The organism is Vibrio sp. Vb2880, from assembly GCF_033337975.1.
Lineage (GTDB): Bacteria > Pseudomonadota > Gammaproteobacteria > Enterobacterales > Vibrionaceae > Vibrio > Vibrio alginolyticus.
This window is the reverse complement of record NZ_JAWORT010000001.1, coordinates 68,123-85,639: the sequence shown is the minus strand read 5'-3', so window position 1 is coordinate 85,639 and position 17,517 is coordinate 68,123. Positions and strand designations below refer to the sequence as shown.

The window sequence follows — 17,517 nt, the reverse complement described above, 5'->3', positions numbered from 1 at the left end:
AAACTGTAAGTTTTTCTTACATCAATGGTTAATATTACTCGCTATTTACGATAAGTGATGTCTTTTAAAATGCTCCATATATTAAGGAGTATTGAATGAATGCTGTAAATAAATCTATCCTTTTCATGTTGATGTCTACGTTAAGCTTATCTGTTACTGGACTGTTAGCAAAGCAGTTGTCAGGCGAACTTTCCGTCACACTATTTAGCTTCTTACGTTTTTTAGTGCCTGCGCTTATCTTGCTTATCTTACTTCGTGTGAAAAACCTTACCTTTCCTAAAGCGGGCACGCTAAAGCCTATTTTATTGCGTGCTCTTTGTATCGGTTTGTCACAACTTTGCTTTATCGCGTCATTACAAACGTTAACGCTCGTTGAGGGGGGCGTTTTGTTTGCTACTGGCCCATTATTTATTCCCTTGGTTGAAAAGCTGTTCATGAGGGGGCGCATTCGTGTTTCAACATTGGCGGCTTTAGCAATGGCGTTCACTGGTGTGGTTATGTTGGCGGGCGGTGGAAGTGAGATTACATGGCGAGCGGATTTATTGCTCGGCTTGGCTGGTGGACTCTTCAATTCTGGTTCTCAGCTTACGTTATATAAAGTGAGTAAAACAAATATGTCGCCGCTAGAAATCAACTTTTGGGCGTTTGGTTTTGCTGCCGTATTTCTGTTGCCGCTAACTTTGTTTAACGACTTCGACGTGTTACTTAATATGAGTGTTATGGCGCCTGAGATTTCTTCAAATACGCTGTGGATCGGTATGATGTCTCTGATGATCATTAACACCCAAGTTTTTCGCTCCAAAGCATATAAACTGGCAAGCAGTGGCTCTCAACTTGCGCCACTCATTTTTACTAACTTATTGTTCACTGCGGTTTGGCAGAGCCTGTTTTTTGAAGACCGAATGAGTCAAAGTCAAATTGTTGGGATGAGTTTAATAGTGCTCGCAATCATACTGAACACATGTTGGGTTCGTTTTACGGCGCATCGCAGTGGTGGTTTACAAGCGAGAACTTCTTAGTCTGTCGGAAAATGAAGGGGGCAGGTAGATAAATTGGTCGTGTGGTTTGATTTTTCTTGAGTATGGGCTAGCGTCAAGAAAGGTTCAGGGAGAGAAATCATGCTTACGCTAAATTATTACGTCGAAATTTCGGCGACACCGCAACGAGTGTGGGAAGTGCTAACCGATGTTGAGTTGTATAAACGTTGGGCACAAGCCTTTTCACCGCAGTCTCAATTTGAAGGAGCTTGGGAAGAAGGAGGTGGCATCACTTTTTTTGATCCAGATATGGGCGGGACAAGGGCGATCATAGATACGGTGCTACCGCTTCAAAAACTTGAATTTCATCATGTTGCCATTTTTAATCCGGATAATCGTCAACAACTCGATGCTGACCTAGCATCTAGGTGGATCGGATCGCGAGAGATCTACCAGATCGATACCAACAACGATCGTTTACTACTCAATGTTACCATTCATACTCACAGTGACTTTGTTTCCATGTTTAATCACGGATGGGAAAAAGCCTTACCCTTGATAAAAGCCATTAGTGAAGAGCAAGCTTAGGGTTCTTGCTTATCTTGGGCTGACGATGCGTTGCCGGAAGGTATACAATAGCACGCAAGATAGCGCACCTAAGAGAGTGGATGATGGAATTTAAAGTTGATACCCATACACATACGTACGCCAGTGGTCACGCGTACAGTACCTTGATTGAAAATGCAAAGTTGGCAAAAGAGAACGGGCTGGATATGTTCTGCACGACCGATCACGCTGAATCAATGCCGGGTGCGCCTCATTACTGGTTCTTCTCTAACCAGAAAATTCTGCCTCGCTTTCTTGAAGGCGTTGCGATTATTCGCGGCGTTGAATCTAACATTATGAATACCGAAGGCGACATTGATATTCCGCTGAGTGTAGACCGCAACTTAGATTGGGTGATCGCGAGTTTTCATGAACCCGTTTTTCGTCCTGCAAACAAGCAAACTCACACGGAAGCACTTGTTAATGTCATTCAGAGTGGTCGTATTGATGCGCTCGGTCATCTTGGTAATCCAAATTTCGACTTTGATTTTCAGACCGTTTTAGCGTGCGCGAAAGAGCACAATGTCGCGATTGAAATTAATAACACCACGCTGAAAGGCAACAGCCGAGTAGGCAGCGTAGACCGTTGCCACGAGATTGCACAAATCGGGAAAGATCTCGGTGTTTTCTTCACCACGGGCAGTGACGCGCATTTCTGTCACGATGTTGGTAATCTGGATTTGGTTGGAGAGTTAATGGACAAAGTGGGTATTGATAGCAAGAAAGTGATTACTCACACCGCTCAGCAGTTTTTGTCTTTCTTAGCTTTGAGAGGCCGTAAACCAATTGCAGAATATGACAGCATTCTCAACGCATAAACTAGATTACATTTAAGGTATGCACCCGACGCCAGATTGCTTTACACTGCGACCCGGAAATACTCAACTAAGCTAGTTTTTCGCCTTTTATGGCGTAGGTTATTTGGGTGAATAAAGCCGACACAGAATTCGGCACTATAAATGGAGAAGTGAAAAATGTTACGTCCTTTAGTCCTAGGGTGTGCGATTGCGTTTTGCTCAACATACGCAATGGCAGAAGCGGTTGATTTAAAACAAAACATGAAACAGATGAAGATGGAATTCAAACAGGCGGCGGAAGCGTCTGATGTTGAAACCATGAAATCTGCGATTGATAGCTTGCAAGCGATTGTTGAACAATCTAAGCGTGGTAATTACCCACCAGAGAAGTTTGATACTTACTTAGAAGGCTTTAACAAGCTGACGGTAACGCTAGATAAGATTGAAGCGGATCTTGATGCGGGCAAGCTACAAGAAGCAAAAGCTCAACTGCGTGAAATCGATAGTCTTCGTGAAGAGTACCACAACAAGCGCAATCCAAGCATTTGGAGCAAGTTGTTCGGCTAATTATCTACTGAGCGGAGCATTTGCTCGTGGCAGTGGGTTACGCGTTATCTCTAAGTAATGAATGAACACATTATCAGCCTGCCATTTCGGCGGGCTTTTTTGCGCCTGTCAATCGATGCATTCAAGAAAACCTGTGAGGTAGCAGCCACTTATTGATCCTGTTTTTTGAGCTACCACTCAGAATTGGTTACGCTGTGTGAAATTTGTTAAGTCACCGTTATGCGTAGATTAATTCCTTTTTACCGCTCGATGTTATTTGCTAGTGCTCTCAGTTGGGTGCTAGTGACGCTGATGCCTGTTATCAATGCTCATGGTAACAGCATGGGCGTGTGGGCGACGCTATGTACGCTTAACGGTTTTGAGTTGATTCAAATAGAAGAGGGCGACAATTCGGTCAGCCACAAAGGCAAGCCTTGTCCGTTTAGCCACTTCTCGACTTTTCATCACGATACACTTCCAACGACACCAATTCTCTCAAGACTGAGCTTGGTGATTTCTGACAGCTACGCTTATTTGGCTCTAAGTGTGCGATTTGAAACGCCAGTTCCTCGAGCGCCGCCAGTTTCCCTTTTCTCATAACAAAAACCATTACACGATACCCAAGTAACCTCGAGATGCTTGGTTCAGCGAGAATGACTTGGTTTGTAGACGCGGCGGCGATTTAAAGGTCTAGTGGGTCTAAATCAAGATATCGACAACAAAGTATACAAGCCAAGACAACTCGCCCTTCGGGGGCGTGTCATTGCTCCGATTGCTGCTTCAAACAACTTGGAAAGAGTTGTCTATTACACAGCGTTGTTTTCTTTGCACTCGAATCAATGACAACGCTCTGAATCCAGCATCTTGAAGTCACTTGGGTATATAGCCAACAACACTGCCACTTCGAGCAGTGGTACTCCCAAATCTAAGTCAAATAACGCCGCATACGAATGTGTATGTGCAGGATGCGTTTGGCTGAATTTGGGGGTTCAACAATGAAAAAAGGAAAATACACATGTTGAGAAACTCGGCAAAGCCTCAACTCAAGGAAGCCTCACGCGCAAAATCCATCTACTTTATGACGTGGCGATGGCACTTCTACGCAGGTTTGTTCGTCATTCCATTTATGCTCATGCTTTCCCTCACAGGGTTGGTAATGTTGTTTGATGACGAAATCGAACTGGCTCGATACGAAGCGACATTACAAGTTTTACCACAAGAGCAAATGGTTCCTGTATCTGCACAACTGGAAACCGTAAAGCAGGCGTATCCCGATTTTAATGTAACTCAATTTGTACCTGCTAAAACGGCCGATATGGCCAGCCGATTCTCGATTCAAAACCAAGAAGGCAGCTCACTGATTGTTGCAGTAAATCCTTACACAGGAGACGTACAAGGCACCATTAATCGTGGTGATAGCATCTATGAACTGATGAACAGCATTCACGGCACATTGCTCATCGGCGACCTAGGCGACCGTTTAATTGAAATCGCCGCAAGTCTGGGGATTTTGCTGTTGGTGTCTGGTTTGTACCTTTGGTTACCGAGAGACAACGCCAGCCGCGCCGGCTTTTTGAAAATTCGCTTTAACAATGGCCCTCGGATTTTGATGCGTGACCTGCATGCGAATTTAGGTGGTGTGCTGTCGATTGTTCTGTTGTTCTTTTTGATTTCAGGTTTATCTTGGGCAGGGATCTGGGGTGCGAAAATGGTGCAAGCTTGGAATACCTTCCCAACCTATTACACATGGGGTGAGAAACCGGAATCTACACTGACACATAAAGATCTTAACCACGGTGCTTCAGAAGAGATGCCATGGAACTTAGAGCTCGCTGCTGTGCCAGAATCGAAAGATAAGCCCGCTCATGATCATGCCAATATGAAGGAAGAGATGGCATACGCAGGCAGTCATGATGCGCTCTCCATTGATGATATCATCCTCAAGGCTGAAATGATGGGCTTCACTGGTTATAAGCTGTTTTTGCCGCGCTCTGAGACGGGCGTTTATACCGTTGCAGCTAACACTATGGGCGGCGATATTGCCGACCCAAGACAAGATCGCACCAGTCACTTTGACCAATATTCCGGTCGCTTGTTGGTGGATGTAACGTGGCAAGATTACAGCCTATTTGCCAAGTTCATGGCGGCAGGTGTGTCATTGCACCAAGGTGATGTTAGTGTGCTTAACAAAGTGCTCAACGTAGTGTTCTGTTTAGCGTTCATTTTGATCTCAATCACTGGAGTTGTGATGTGGTGGATTCGTAGACCAAGTCGCAGTGCCGCATTGGGCGCGCCACCTAAGTTTCAGCAAGACAGTATTTGGAAGCTTGGTTTAGTAACGTTAGTGATATTGTGTCTCGCGTTCCCGATGGGCGGTTTGGCGATTGTTACGGTTCTCGCACTGGATTGGCTGTTGTTTAACCGCGTCGAGAAGCTGAAAACGGCGTTGAATTAGTAACAGACAAAGAATGGAATAGTAAAAGAGCCAGCGACGTGCTGGCTCTTTTTATTTCTGGTAAATCTCCAGCGGCAAGCCATCTGGGTCTTGGAAGAAGGTAAAGGCTTTACCTGTGAATTCGTCAATACGAATTGGCTCAACTTCAACGTCATTCGATTCTAGGTAGGCTTTCACCTGTTCAACATCATCAACCAAAAATGCGAGATGTCGTAGCCCTTGTGCTTCAGGAAAGCTCGGTCTCTCTGGTGCGCCCGGAAAGCTAAACAGTTCCACTTGGCTGCCGTCAGGTAAAGCGAGGTCAAGCTTGTATGAGTCTCTGGCTTCACGATAGTTTTCAGCAATGACTTTTAATCCCAACACTTCAGTGTAAAAGCGTTTTGACCTTGGGTAATCGCTGCAAATGATCGCGACGTGATGAATGGCATTAAACATGGTTAGCCTCTTCGAGCATGGTTAGTATCGTCGGAGACTAGATGCTCCTTAACGAAGTCGATAAACACGCGCAGACGAGCAGGCATGTATTTGGTTTGTGCATACTGCATCGCGATAGCGCCGTGGTAGTTACTCTTGATCATCCAATCCGGCAGAACCTCCACCACTTCTCCTTGCTCTAACGCGTCTTTGATCACGAAGTCATGGAAGATCCCAATTCCCAAACCAGACTTAACCCCGTTCAAGCGCATTTGAGAATGGTTGACGGCGTAGCGTCCACTTACTGCAATCGAATGAAAGGCTTCCTCTTTAAAGAACGACCAGATGTTGTCTTTATCGTTCTCGGCAAGGTAAATACAGTCGTGCTGCTCAAGTTCAGTGGGATGCTCAGGTATACCATGTTTGGTGAGGTAATCTGGAGAGGCGCACAAAACAAGGTTGGTCTTGCTGATCTCTTTGAGTACCAGATTCTCATCGGGTTTGTCGGTGAGCTTGAATGCGACATCAATGCCTTGGCGGAACAGATCAATCTCACCATCTGCTGCACGCAGCTTAAGCTGAATATTTGGATAACGTTCTAGGAATGGCAACACAAACGGTTGAAGCACCGAATTAAGAAATGCTTCAGGGGCTGCCACTGTGAGCGCGCCTGTTGGCTCGGCATGATCTTCCGCAGATAGCTCAACGGCTTGCTGCGCGGCATTCACCATTGCGATGCTTTGGTCGTAAACCTTTTGCCCTGCTTGAGTGATGATCAACTTACGAGTCGTGCGCTCAAACAGTTTCACCGAGAGGGCTTGCTCTAATCGTGTGATCAACTTACTTAAAGCCGATGGCGTTACGCCGAGTTGTTTAGCAGCAGCGGTAAAACTGCCTTCGTTTACCACCAAGATAAACGAAGCAAGATCAGGAAGTAGGGCAATGAGTTTTGGATTAACCATAATTGTTCAGTTCTGCGCAGCGGAATAACGATATTGTCTGGTACGGTTTCACGAGGTTCAAGTGTCACCGTCTCGCTTTAACGATATTTTGCCAAAAATGCATTGAGTGCAGGCAAGCCAGATTCACCAGTATGGTATTGCTGCCAACAGTGATAAATGGCCGTTTCATGGTCTGCAATTAACTCGATAGCTTCTCGCTCAGCGATTGAATATTGTTGTGAAGCGTTCACTTCTTCATGCCACTCTCGATACTTAACCTCATAAGGCTCCACCCATTTCAGAAGAGTCGCCACCAACTCTTGCCATGGTAAACCAATCCATTTGGTTGCATCTTCCAAGCCTTTATCCAACATCTCTTGGTGTCGACTTTCGATATCGATACCATTTGTCAGCAGTACAGGTTTGAGCTTTTCTGCGGTGAGCTCTTCCACTTCAATCAAGGTTTTCCACAGCGTTTGTTGTTCACTTTGGGTGTAATGGCTCAAGTAGTGGTTGAAAAAAGCGATGCCGTAGATTTCGCCATAGTAGGCAGACAGAACGTTATGAATCATGGTGAGAATCGTGATTTAAACAGGGAATACCGCATTGTAGGAGGGGAGAGCGCGACGTGTAAATACCTGAATATACTCAAGTGACTTCAAGATACATGGTTCAGAGCGTTGTCACTGATTCAAGTTCAAGGAAAACAACGAAGCGGAATAGCGAGCTCTTTCCAAGTTGTTTGACGAAGAAATTGCTTCAGTGGCACGCTCCCGAAGGGCGAGTTGCCTTGGTTCGCATGCTTCGTTAACAATTTTCGATTTAGAACCACTAGATTTTCAAATTGTTGCCTCGCCTTCAAACCAAGTCATCCTCGCTGAACCAAGCATCTCGAGGTTACTTGAGTATAAATAAAAAAGTGCTGCTGGCAGAATTCGAACAGAACTTGTGAGAATTTTATGAGAATTCGATGAAGTTGCTGATAGATTTGCTCGTCATTCTTAGAGGCAAGAACGCAAAACGTTCGAAACGTAATGCTTAACCTACTCAAGTCACGAACAAAGAAGTAAAGCCGTACACATGGGCTTGGGTAGTTCAACCCTCATTAAAGGATGGAATCACAATGAAAAAACGTACCCAACTCGGACTCGTCATGACTTCAGTCGCTATGGCACTAGGCTCTGCATCAGTGAATGCAGCGGAATTGGAAATCACCGTGACAAACGCAACCAAAGGCATCTACTTTACGCCTCTTATTGTTGCCGCACATGGCTCTGATCTTCAAATGTTCAGAACGGGTCAAGCAGCAACGCCAGAACTAGAAGCAATGGCAGAAGGTGGTGATATCTCTGGTCTTGCTAGTGTGATTGGTAACGCTGGTGGTGCGGTGGTTGAGAACCCTGCTGGTGGTATTTTGAATCCGGGTGTTGCAACCACCTTCACCTTGGACAGTGGCGACCACGGATATCTTTCTCTGAGCGCGATGTTGCTGCCAACCAATGACGGTTTTGTCGGTCTAGATAGTTGGAAGATTCCAACGGAAGCAGGTACATACCGAGCAACGCTAAGAAGTTACGATGCTGGTACAGAAGCGAACGATGAGCTTGCGTCTAGCATGCCAAACCCACCTTTCATTACCTTTGGTACTGGCGGCACAGGCGTTGAAGCAACGGTAACTAACGACAAAGTTCACGTGCATCCGGGTAACCTTGGTGATAGCGACCCAACTGGCGGCATCAGTGACCTAGACAGCAGCAGCCATCGTTGGTTAAACCCAGTTGCAACCATCACAATCGTTGTGAAGTAAGGGGGATGTATGAAATACAGAATCTTACTAGTAGCAGCTTCAGTCGGCTTGCTCGCCGGTTGTCCAAGCGATGATGATAATGACGTAGTGAAATCGTACCGCTACACCGTCAACGTGGCGAACTTGACTGCGAATCAACCTATGTCTCCGCTTGCGGTACTCACTCACAATGGTGACTACCAACTGTTTGAAATTGGCCAAGCGGCATCCGTTGAACTTGAGCACCTTGCCGAAGGCGGGAGTAACGCTGAGCTGATTGAGTTGATGAACAGCAATGACAGTGTTTACCAAGGTATTTCGGGCAATGGATTGGTGTTGCCGGGTGCATCGGACGAAGTCACCATCACGGTTGACCCTAGTCGTTACGGTTACTTGTCTGTGGCGTCTATGTTCGTGAATACCAACGATGCCTTTGTTGGCGAAACGGGGCTATCGCTCAAATCGCTCGCAGTGGGTGAAAGCTATGAAATGAGCATGAACGTTTGGGATTCTGGCACAGAACTGAACGATGAACTTGCTGCAACCATTCCGGGCCCAGCAGGAGGTGGTGAAGGCTTTAATGCTGCTCGTAATGATAACAATGATGTCGTTGCTTTCCATGCTGGTGTTATTAGCCAAGATGATGGATTGGCTAATTCTGCGCTCTCTGCGAACCACCGCTTCTTGAACCCTGGTGCGAAAGTCACCATCACTCGAGTCGAGTAACACAGGCTCCGATGACGTCTCCTTTCCAAAGCGCTTGTAGCCGAGCGCTTTATCCCTCATGGCGTCATCGGAACCTTTTTTGAAAGAATTTCTAATTTGTTCCGGTCATGTGCAAAGTGAGGATACTCGAAGGCAAGGAAAGGACCATGGAACAACAGGCAATCAATTTAGTCGCGAACATCTTGTTGGTGGAAGATGACGATGATTTGGCAGAACTGGTTCAGATGCATCTCAAGTTTCAAGGACACCAAGTATCGCGAGCCACAAATGTCGCCGATGCTAAAGCGCAATATCAGCAACAACCCTTTGATTTATTGATCCTTGACCGAGGTTTACCAGATGGTGATGGCCTAGACATCTGCCATTATTTGCGTCAGCGACAAGATTGGAGTCCAGTGCTCATGCTGACAGCCAGAGACGGTGAAATGGACAAGGTTGACGGTTTAGAAGCGGGCGTTGATGACTACATTACTAAGCCATTTAGCGTATTAGAATTCCAAGCACGAGTGCGAAACGTGTTACGCAGAGTCAGCCAAACCGCAGAAGTCAAAGTAGCAGATGAAGTCCTAGACGATGCGATGGATTTTGGTCCGCTGAGAATTATTCCGGAGTTGCACCAAGTATCCCTAAACGACAAAGACGTCACTCTTACCGCGACAGAGTTTACTTTGCTGCAGTTTCTCGCGACTCGTCCGGGCAGAGTCTACAGTAAAGATGAACTGCTCGATCACGTTTGGAACACCAGTCATTCTGGTTATCACCATACGGTGTGTAGCACCATTAACCGTTTACGCAGCAAGCTGTCGTTGTCTGACTCTGATCATCACTTCATTCAAACCGTGTGGGGTGTTGGGTATAAGTTTCAGCCAAGACACTAATGCAAGAAAGTAAGTCAAAACATCAAGCCAAGACAGTAAGTCGGCAGTTGTTTTCACCGTCATTTTTCAATCATCACGGGTGTCGCAAAAACACCGCCGTTTAAGGAGGCGATAGGATGAGCTTCAAATCTCGCTTGGTAGTATTTACTAGCTTGTGGTTCTGCCTCGCGGCGGTGGTGATTGCACTGACTTACAATTGGCAAAAAGAAACCATTGAGTTACGCACCAAGCAAAGCCTGCATAAAGAGCTAGCCAGCCACATGCGTGATGATAACCCGCTGATGATCGGGACGGATTACAACCCTAAAGCGCTCAAGTCGATTTTTCACACGCTCATGCTGATCGGCCCTGACTTTGAAATCTACTTCCTCGATAGCCAAGGTAACATCACCACCCATGCAGCACCGGAAGGGGCGGAGATCATGGGGAAGGTGGATCTCAATCCCATTAAGCAATTCTTAAATGACCAACCTTTTCCTATTTTGGGTGAAGACCCACGTAATCGTGGTGAGCACAAAGTCTTTTCTGTCGCTGCGATAGAAGAATTAGGCTCTACGATCGGTTATCTCTACGTGGTGATTGGCAGTACCCGACATGACGCCATTGCCAATGCTCAAGTCGATACTCCTTACATCGCGCTGGCAGGATTGGTCTTAGTGTCCATTTTAGGCTTTGCTCTTGGAGCTTATGTGCTGGTCAAACGTAGCCTATTGAACCCGATTGAGCGCGTGACCAAGCAACTTCAACAGCAAGCTGAACATGATTTCCGCCTGCAACCTGATTTTACTCACCAAGTGCCAGAGCTTGTGCCGATTGCGCACTCTTATCAGATGATGGCGAAGCACATTCAGCAGCAGTTTTTACAGTTGGAGTATCAATCGTCTCATCGTCGTCAAAGCTTGTTGCAGCTTAGTCATGATTTAAAAACGCCGTTATCGAGCGTGCTTGGCTATTTGGAAACGTGGCGTTTGCAACATCCTGAATCCGATCCTTTGATTGACGTTGCTTTTCGAAATTGTGAGAAGCTCTCAACTCAATTGCACTCTCTATTAGACGCAGCGCGTAAAGAAGCTCCAATGCCAAACTACGAGTACCGCCCCGTGGATCTTGGCACGTTGATGGCAGAATGTGCCGAAACGATGCAGAGCCAGTTTTCTCGTAAAGAAGTGGTGTTGAAAGTGGATATCGATAGCGAAATCCAAACCGTGGGTGATAAGGGGCTATTGGAGCGGTTGGTGCTTAACTTACTTGAAAATGCTTTACGCCACAGCCCAATTGGTTCGGAAGTGCATTGCCAAGCGCATTTGAGTGAGGATAAGTCGCGTATCCACTTTACCTTCGTTAATCATATCGAGGAAGAAGCGGAGGGCGGTTCTTTGGGGATTGGGACGAAGATTGTCCAATCGATCTTAATGCTTCACCACAGCTACCTTGAGACCAATGCAACATCCTCTCAATATCAACAGAAGTTCACACTTCTCGCAATCTAAAGAGAAGTGTGAGACATAAGTTAATGTTTATTCAATAACACCACATACGACGCGAGCGCCGCCACCACCTAGCTTACTTGGGTGATCGGAGTGATTGTCACCACCTGCATGGATCATTAACGCTCGACCTTTTAAATCCGATAATTTTAGGCGAGGCGCGACAACGGGCTGATTGGCATTGCCGTCCATGTCCACATAGAGTGGAGGCAAGTCGCCTAAATGATTGTCATCGGTCCAAGGATAGCCATGCTTCCCTGTGTTGTTAGGATCATAATGGCCACCTGCTGCGCCGCCTAATACGGTTTTGTCATCCTTTTCTATGCTATCGCAAGATGGATTAGTGTGAACATGGAAACCGTGCACACCTGCTGACAAACCTGATAATTGAGGCGTAAAAACAACGCCATAATCACTTTGTGAAATCTCAATGGTACCAGCGCTCTCATTGGTGTTGAGAGCAGTCATTTCTACCGTTTTTGCTAGCGCGTTAGGGGCGGCGACAAGAGCGGATGCAACTGAAATGCATAGCAATCCTTTTAACATGGGACCTCCTTCTTTTAGGGTGTACGCTCAAGCACATATTAGTGAAAACCTGTTTTACTTATGTCTGTTGAGCGGTGAGTTTATGTCATAGAGTGATGTGTATCACTTTATGGTCTTAAACTGATATCTCGATCCGAAATCAGCTTTCTTTTATTTAGTCTTAACATGTTGAGATCGTTAAGATATAAAAAGAATAGACGCCAATCTTAAAATAGCCTGAATATTTTTAAATTAACGCAAAGTTAAATTTTTAATGACTTTATAACAAAGCTCATAATTGTTTTATAAAGAATTTGGTGGAATTGTCCGCAATAAAGAATAATCAAATTAACGAATATATTAATGTGAACATTGTTGTTTATAGATTTGTGGTCAAACTGTTGCTTATATCATCAAATAAGATAAAAAATTGGAACTAAAGTCACTTAATGGCAGAGGAAAAAATTAAACTCTGATTGTAATGGGTAATAATGTTTTAGTAACAGATAGTTACGCACTTAAAATTAATAATATGGCTAATTTCCGACAAGGATTGAAAAAGATGAAAGACAAGGAATCTATTCAGACTAATAGCAGCCGCCGTAATTTTCTGAAAGGCGCAACAGGAGCTGTTGTTGCTGGTGTGAGTGCTTCCGCTTTCTCAGGCGTAGCTCAAGCACGAGAACAGAAAATTGATTGGAGCAGCCGCGGGCTAGGTAGAAAACACGATAAGCGCTTCTGGCGTAAAGTGCGAAGACAGTTCGTTTTGGATAAACGAACCACTTACATGAACATTGGTACAACAGGTTCAATGCCAAAACATGTTCTTGAAGATTACGAGCATAACAACAAGCTGGTGGCTAAATACCCTTGGGATATGAAAGGCAAATTTGGCTCTTGGCCGTATGTTTCTGAGATGGTTAAAGACGTCGCACCAGGTTTTGGTGCTAACCCAGAAGAGATCATTCTCAGCCGCAACACTACTGATGGCTTATGCTCGATCATTAATGGCTTACACTTTGAACCAGGTGATGTGATTCTAACGACACACCATGAACATATTGCTGCAACATCACCTATGAACGTAGCGAAACATCGTTTTGGTGTGGATGTGGTAGAAATTCAACTACCAGTATTTACTGGTACCGAAAACGTTTCTGAGCAAGATTACATTCAAGCGTTCCGAGACGCGCTTGATGCGAATCAAAACGTTCGCCTAATTGTTTTCTCTCATATCACATACAAAACAGGAACCGCGCTACCAGCAAAAGCCATTTGTGCTTTAGCAAAAGAGTATGGTGTACCTACTCTTGTTGATGGCGCGCATACGGTCGGTATGTTTGACCTTGATTTCCACGATATGGATTGTGATTTCTATGCAGGATCTGGTCATAAGTGGCAGTGTGGTCCGGGCGCGACGGGTATTCTGTATGTTCGTGATAACGGTAACCGTTTGAATGAGTATTGGAGTGACCGAGAGAACCCGTTATGGTTGATCAACTCCTCACTTTCTCATGCTGATTACCTGGGTAAACAGCTGCAAATGCAATACATTGGTAACGATAACTATCCTGCGAAACAAGCACTAGTTGATAGTTGCAAAATGTGGGATGAGATTGGTCGAGACCGTATCGAAGAGCGAGTTGTAAGCCTTGGTAGTTTATGTAAAACCTTGCTTCAAGAGTACTTACCACAAGCCAAAATGTATTCACCAAACGTGGAAGGCTTAACCAGTGGCTTAACGACGGTTAACCCGTTCTCCGATGTAACTAATGAAGAGATACTGACGGAATTCCGAGATCGTTTACGTGAAGAGTATGGTTACATCATCCGTACGACTAGCTTTAAGCTGCATAAGGATGATGACTTTGATACTTACGCGCTGCGTATCTCTACGCATTTGTTCCATGACGAACAAGATGTGGAAGGGCTCGTAGTGGCGATGACGAATTTGTATTACTCGTCGTTCTAACATCGTTGTTTATCACTCAAGCGCCCATTATTGGGCGCTTTGTGAAAGGTAAGGATATTATTATGTCAGTCATAACATTCAAAAGAACTTTAGCGACGGTGGCGCTCATGGTTACCTCTGTTGCGTCGTCTGCCGCTTGGTCAGACGATTTACAACAAATCCGTGAACGCGGTGTACTGCGTCATATTGGTGTCCCGTACGCTAACTTTGTCTCCTATATTGAACAAGGTGAAGTGGAAACTTTGACTGGCTTGGATGTAGAGATAATAAAAGGTTTTGCCAAGTCGTTAGGTGTTCAGTACCAGTATGTTCCAGCACAGTGGAGCGACGTGGTTGGTAAGTTGACAGGGCAAAATGTGCAATATCACAACAAGCAGGCTGTTGTCGGAGAAAGTGTTCCAATTGAAGGCGATTTGATCGCAAATGGCGTTACTATTCTTGATTGGCGCTCTGAGGTTGTCGATTTTTCACAAGATTATTTTCCTTCAGGTGTATGGTTGGTTTCCAGATCCGACTCTAGTCTGAGCCCGATTAAACCAAGTGGGTCGGTCGATGAAGATGTTAAAAACGTCAAGCAGCTGATCGATGGTCGCGAAGTGTTAGCTTTAGAACATTCTTGCTTGGATCCTAACCTTTATGACTTATATGACACAGGTGCAAAAGTTATATTACCTGATGGGGCGCGTCTCCTTAATGAGATGGTTCCAGCGATAATGAAAAATGATGCGGAAAGCACATTATTAGATGTTGCGGATACGCTAATTGCCCTCGAAAAATGGCCGGGTGAAATAAAAGTCATTGGCCCTATATCTGAAAATCAAAAAATGGCTGTTGCATTCCGTAAAAATTCCCCTGAATTACGCAAAGCATTTGATCGTTATTTAGACTCGATAAAAAAAGACGGATCATACGAAAAACTAGTAAAAAAATACTATCCATCTATTTACTACTTTTATAACGATTACTTTATAGAAGATAAAAAGAAAGTCCGATGAATAAGGCCGTTAAAAAATTTTCCAGTAAAAGATTTATTACAATAAGCGCAATATTAGTTTCAATTTACTTAGCTATGCTTATTACTGTGACTAGCGTAGGTCAAAATAAATTAAAAGAATCTCAATACAGAGAACTAGATTTAAAAGTAAAAAGTTATGCAAGCACACTCGATAATTTATTTACCATAGCGAGTGAAGATGTTGATAATCTAGCTACAGATAAAACAATACAAACATTCTTTGGTAATTTAGCTTCTGGCATGTCAATGGAGTATGGGTTAGGTGCCAGTTTAATTAATTTAAAGCGTCGCTTCGATGAGAAGATAGACAGTAAGCTAATTAATAGCAGCCAAATCTATAAAAAGCTCACGCTGGTCGGCAGTGATGGAGTCACCATTGTCACCACTGGATCTGAAAACCTTGCCGAGCACAAAATGGACATACAAACCTTAATGACTCAACACGGGCATCCCGAAGAGGTTTGTGCGACGCGATACAATGATGACGTTCGCATTCAAGTCATTAAGCAAGTTAAGTTCTCCGGAAAGCCTGTTGCCTTTTTAATTGCCGATCTTAATAAGAATATTGTTATTGACCAACTTACTAACCAAGAACACGAAGATAGTTATAGCCGAATGGTGCTAAAAATAAAAGACGTGGAAATGGTTGTATGGGATACCATAAATAAAACACCTTCTCACAATAAGGATGAGAACTATTTCGTTTCTGAGGCTGTAGACGGAAAAATTTACTTTGAAGTGCCTGTGGATAAACACCACTTCAAATTGATGGCGTGGTTCGAGCCTTTGAGTGAACGAGATATATTTACATCACGGCTCTTTATTATTGGTTTGAGTATTCTGGCCGTTATGATCGTCATTGCTTTATGTTATGCATTCATCACGAACAATAATAGGATTGAATTGAAAATTAAGCTTGAGGAAGAAAAAAAGCGTAAAGATATTCTTTCTCAACAGAATAAAAAATTAACGAACGAAATTGAACGTCGAAAAGCGTCTGAAAAAGAACTCGCCTTCCAAGCTAAATATGACACATTAACCAATTTACCTAATCGTAGTTATGGTTCCGAGCGATTGGCTTTGGAGTTAATTAGGGCATCGCGTAGTGGGTCTAAAGTTTTGGTGATGTTCATCGACTTAGACCACTTTAAGCAGATTAACGATTCAATGGGACACTTTGTTGGGGATGAAATCCTTAAACTCAGTGCTCAGCGACTGTATCAAGTCGCAAGAAAAACAGACTTATTGGCGAGAATTGGTGGGGATGAGTTTTTACTCGTCATCCCAGACTTGCCTGATAATGATACTGCAAAGCGAGTTGCTTCAAGTGTGCTTTCGGCGTTTAACGATCCGTTTGTTTGGAACAACCATGAATTCTTCTTGAGTAGCAGCGTTGGAATGTCTGTGTTCCCGGATGACGGAGACAACGCTGAGCAGCTTCTTGCATGTGCAGATATGGCAATGTATCGGGCGAAACAAGATGGGCGTGATGGCTTTTGTTTTTATAACCATAATATGAACCAAGACTTGCAACGCTACTTAGATCTGGAAAATCGTCTGAGAAGTGCGATCTCCAATCAGTTGTTAGAGCTGTATTATCAGCCAATTATTGAGCTGAGTAGTGGTAAAATCGTAGGGGCAGAAGCGCTAATGCGTTGGAATGATGACAAGTACGGATTCGTAAACCCTGAAGAGTTTATCTCTATTGCAGAGAAAAATGGTTTAATTCATCAAATTGGTGAGTTTGCTATTCAACAAGCGTGTCGACAAGCGGCACAATGGCAGAGTCTGACTCCGTTGTTTGTTTCTGTAAACTTTTCTAGTGTTCAATTTAGGTACTGCGAGCGCTTACTTACGTTTATTAAACACAGCCTTGAGGAGTCTGGTCTTCCGTCAGATAAGTTCGATATTGAAGTGACAGAAAGTCTCCTCTTCAATCACGATTCTGAGCTATTAGACATGCTTAATAACTTACGAGCGTTAGGCACCAAACTTACTATTGATGATTTTGGTACTGGTTATTCTGCGCTGAGTTACTTGCAGAAGTTTCCGTTCGACCGCTTAAAGATTGATCGTAGCTTTATGCAAAATATGTTCGAGAACGACTCAGACCGCGAGCTTGTGAACGTAATCATAGCAATGGCAAAAGCGCTGGATCTTAAGATCGTCGCAGAAGGCATCGAAGAACAGCGTCATGTGGATTACCTGAAAAACCTAAACTGTGAGTTCGGACAAGGTTTCCACTATAGCCGACCATTACCTGCTAAGGACTTTGAAGCACTTTTGGCTAAGCCTACCTGGCTATAATTCCTTTTATAACAACCTCATAGAAAAGCATTAATTGAATTTGTGCCTAGGATTCATTAATGCTTTTCCACCTTAAGGTATAATC

General features: G+C 44.3%; 17 protein-coding genes. 13 read left to right on the top strand and 4 right to left on the bottom strand.

What is annotated here, in order from left to right:
• The first annotated feature begins 95 nt into the window (after window positions 1–95).
• The 6 genes from R7M92_RS00355 to R7M92_RS00330 all read left to right on the top strand — a co-directional run bounded on the left by R7M92_RS00355 (window position 96) and on the right by R7M92_RS00330 (window position 5,381).
• On the top strand, window positions 96–1,019 hold the full coding sequence (locus tag R7M92_RS00355; protein WP_169629141.1) for a DMT family transporter: 924 nt from the start codon (window positions 96–98) through the stop codon (window positions 1,017–1,019).
• 99 nt (window positions 1,020–1,118) lie between these two features.
• On the top strand, window positions 1,119–1,565 hold the full coding sequence (locus R7M92_RS00350; protein WP_318132476.1) for an SRPBCC domain-containing protein: 447 nt from the start codon (window positions 1,119–1,121) through the stop codon (window positions 1,563–1,565).
• An 83-nt stretch (window positions 1,566–1,648) separates the two neighbouring features.
• Entirely contained in the window at window positions 1,649–2,401 is a 753-nt protein-coding gene (locus tag R7M92_RS00345; protein ID WP_005375066.1) for a phosphatase, read from the top strand.
• A gap of 156 nt (window positions 2,402–2,557) precedes the next feature.
• Window positions 2,558–2,947 (top strand): cytochrome b562, encoded by a 390-nt coding sequence (locus tag R7M92_RS00340; RefSeq protein WP_213886452.1) that lies wholly within the window; start codon window positions 2,558–2,560, stop codon window positions 2,945–2,947.
• Between the two features lie 219 nt (window positions 2,948–3,166).
• Window positions 3,167–3,526 (top strand): hypothetical protein, encoded by a 360-nt coding sequence (locus R7M92_RS00335; RefSeq protein ID WP_318132475.1) that lies wholly within the window; start codon window positions 3,167–3,169, stop codon window positions 3,524–3,526.
• A gap of 415 nt (window positions 3,527–3,941) precedes the next feature.
• A complete protein-coding gene (locus R7M92_RS00330; protein WP_213886453.1) occupies window positions 3,942–5,381 on the top strand; it encodes a PepSY-associated TM helix domain-containing protein in 1,440 nt (479 codons plus the stop codon).
• Between the two features lie 51 nt (window positions 5,382–5,432).
• On the opposite strand, the gene R7M92_RS00325 is transcribed toward R7M92_RS00330, so the two are convergent.
• From R7M92_RS00325 to R7M92_RS00315, 3 genes are all read right to left on the bottom strand, one after another.
• A complete protein-coding gene (locus R7M92_RS00325) occupies window positions 5,433–5,816 on the bottom strand; it encodes a VOC family protein (RefSeq protein WP_009704980.1) in 384 nt (127 codons plus the stop codon).
• Window positions 5,817–5,818: 2 nt separating this feature from the next.
• Window positions 5,819–6,757 (bottom strand): LysR family transcriptional regulator, encoded by a 939-nt coding sequence (locus tag R7M92_RS00320; protein ID WP_258623851.1) that lies wholly within the window; start codon window positions 6,755–6,757, stop codon window positions 5,819–5,821.
• Between the two features lie 77 nt (window positions 6,758–6,834).
• Window positions 6,835–7,308 carry a hypothetical protein gene (locus tag R7M92_RS00315; protein WP_318132473.1) on the bottom strand — a complete coding sequence of 158 codons (474 nt, stop codon included), beginning with the start codon at window positions 7,306–7,308 and terminating at the stop codon, window positions 6,835–6,837.
• 551 nt (window positions 7,309–7,859) lie between these two features.
• Here R7M92_RS00315 and R7M92_RS00310 point away from each other — a divergent pair.
• From R7M92_RS00310 to R7M92_RS00295, 4 genes are all read left to right on the top strand, one after another.
• Window positions 7,860–8,543, top strand: coding sequence for a spondin domain-containing protein (locus R7M92_RS00310; protein ID WP_005384002.1), 684 nt, complete (start codon window positions 7,860–7,862; stop codon window positions 8,541–8,543).
• A gap of 9 nt (window positions 8,544–8,552) precedes the next feature.
• Window positions 8,553–9,248 carry a spondin domain-containing protein gene (locus tag R7M92_RS00305; protein WP_318132472.1) on the top strand — a complete coding sequence of 232 codons (696 nt, stop codon included), beginning with the start codon at window positions 8,553–8,555 and terminating at the stop codon, window positions 9,246–9,248.
• Between the two features lie 146 nt (window positions 9,249–9,394).
• The gene (locus R7M92_RS00300) at window positions 9,395–10,126 is read left to right on the top strand and encodes a response regulator transcription factor (protein WP_318132470.1); all 732 of its coding nucleotides are present in this window, start codon (window positions 9,395–9,397) and stop codon (window positions 10,124–10,126) included.
• Between the two features lie 116 nt (window positions 10,127–10,242).
• Entirely contained in the window at window positions 10,243–11,616 is a 1,374-nt protein-coding gene (locus tag R7M92_RS00295) for a sensor histidine kinase (protein ID WP_167415870.1), read from the top strand.
• 27 nt (window positions 11,617–11,643) lie between these two features.
• Here R7M92_RS00295 and R7M92_RS00290 read toward each other — a convergent pair whose 3' ends face one another.
• Entirely contained in the window at window positions 11,644–12,159 is a 516-nt protein-coding gene (locus R7M92_RS00290) for a superoxide dismutase family protein (RefSeq protein WP_005375091.1), read from the bottom strand.
• Window positions 12,160–12,700: 541 nt separating this feature from the next.
• On the opposite strand from R7M92_RS00290, the gene R7M92_RS00285 reads away from it, so the two are divergent.
• From R7M92_RS00285 to R7M92_RS00275, 3 genes are all read left to right on the top strand, one after another.
• A complete protein-coding gene (locus R7M92_RS00285; protein WP_005375092.1) occupies window positions 12,701–14,110 on the top strand; it encodes an aminotransferase class V-fold PLP-dependent enzyme in 1,410 nt (469 codons plus the stop codon).
• Window positions 14,111–14,172: 62 nt separating this feature from the next.
• A complete protein-coding gene (locus tag R7M92_RS00280; RefSeq protein WP_005375093.1) occupies window positions 14,173–15,105 on the top strand; it encodes a transporter substrate-binding domain-containing protein in 933 nt (310 codons plus the stop codon).
• Complete coding sequence (locus tag R7M92_RS00275; protein ID WP_005375094.1) at window positions 15,102–17,432, top strand: putative bifunctional diguanylate cyclase/phosphodiesterase; 2,331 nt, start codon at window positions 15,102–15,104, stop codon at window positions 17,430–17,432. The genes R7M92_RS00280 and R7M92_RS00275 overlap by 4 nt, the downstream gene beginning before the upstream one ends.
• Window positions 17,433–17,517: the final 85 nt, after the last annotated feature.

What these genes read in the sequence shown, in the direction of transcription:
- R7M92_RS00355 (WP_169629141.1), top strand. Translation starts at nt 96, where the DNA reads ATGAATGCTGTAAATAAATCTATCCTTTTCATGTTGATGTCTACGTTA.
- R7M92_RS00350 (WP_318132476.1), top strand. Translation starts at nt 1,119, where the DNA reads ATGCTTACGCTAAATTATTACGTCGAAATTTCGGCGACACCGCAACGA.
- R7M92_RS00345 (WP_005375066.1), top strand. Translation starts at nt 1,649, where the DNA reads ATGGAATTTAAAGTTGATACCCATACACATACGTACGCCAGTGGTCAC.
- R7M92_RS00340 (WP_213886452.1), top strand. Translation starts at nt 2,558, where the DNA reads ATGTTACGTCCTTTAGTCCTAGGGTGTGCGATTGCGTTTTGCTCAACA.
- R7M92_RS00335 (WP_318132475.1), top strand. Translation starts at nt 3,167, where the DNA reads ATGCGTAGATTAATTCCTTTTTACCGCTCGATGTTATTTGCTAGTGCT.
- R7M92_RS00330 (WP_213886453.1), top strand. Translation starts at nt 3,942, where the DNA reads ATGTTGAGAAACTCGGCAAAGCCTCAACTCAAGGAAGCCTCACGCGCA.
- R7M92_RS00325 (WP_009704980.1), bottom strand. Translation starts at nt 5,816, where the DNA reads ATGTTTAATGCCATTCATCACGTCGCGATCATTTGCAGCGATTACCCA.
- R7M92_RS00320 (WP_258623851.1), bottom strand. Translation starts at nt 6,757, where the DNA reads ATGGTTAATCCAAAACTCATTGCCCTACTTCCTGATCTTGCTTCGTTT.
- R7M92_RS00315 (WP_318132473.1), bottom strand. Translation starts at nt 7,308, where the DNA reads ATGATTCATAACGTTCTGTCTGCCTACTATGGCGAAATCTACGGCATC.
- R7M92_RS00310 (WP_005384002.1), top strand. Translation starts at nt 7,860, where the DNA reads ATGAAAAAACGTACCCAACTCGGACTCGTCATGACTTCAGTCGCTATG.
- R7M92_RS00305 (WP_318132472.1), top strand. Translation starts at nt 8,553, where the DNA reads ATGAAATACAGAATCTTACTAGTAGCAGCTTCAGTCGGCTTGCTCGCC.
- R7M92_RS00300 (WP_318132470.1), top strand. Translation starts at nt 9,395, where the DNA reads ATGGAACAACAGGCAATCAATTTAGTCGCGAACATCTTGTTGGTGGAA.
- R7M92_RS00295 (WP_167415870.1), top strand. Translation starts at nt 10,243, where the DNA reads ATGAGCTTCAAATCTCGCTTGGTAGTATTTACTAGCTTGTGGTTCTGC.
- R7M92_RS00290 (WP_005375091.1), bottom strand. Translation starts at nt 12,159, where the DNA reads ATGTTAAAAGGATTGCTATGCATTTCAGTTGCATCCGCTCTTGTCGCC.
- R7M92_RS00285 (WP_005375092.1), top strand. Translation starts at nt 12,701, where the DNA reads ATGAAAGACAAGGAATCTATTCAGACTAATAGCAGCCGCCGTAATTTT.
- R7M92_RS00280 (WP_005375093.1), top strand. Translation starts at nt 14,173, where the DNA reads ATGTCAGTCATAACATTCAAAAGAACTTTAGCGACGGTGGCGCTCATG.
- R7M92_RS00275 (WP_005375094.1), top strand. Translation starts at nt 15,102, where the DNA reads ATGAATAAGGCCGTTAAAAAATTTTCCAGTAAAAGATTTATTACAATA.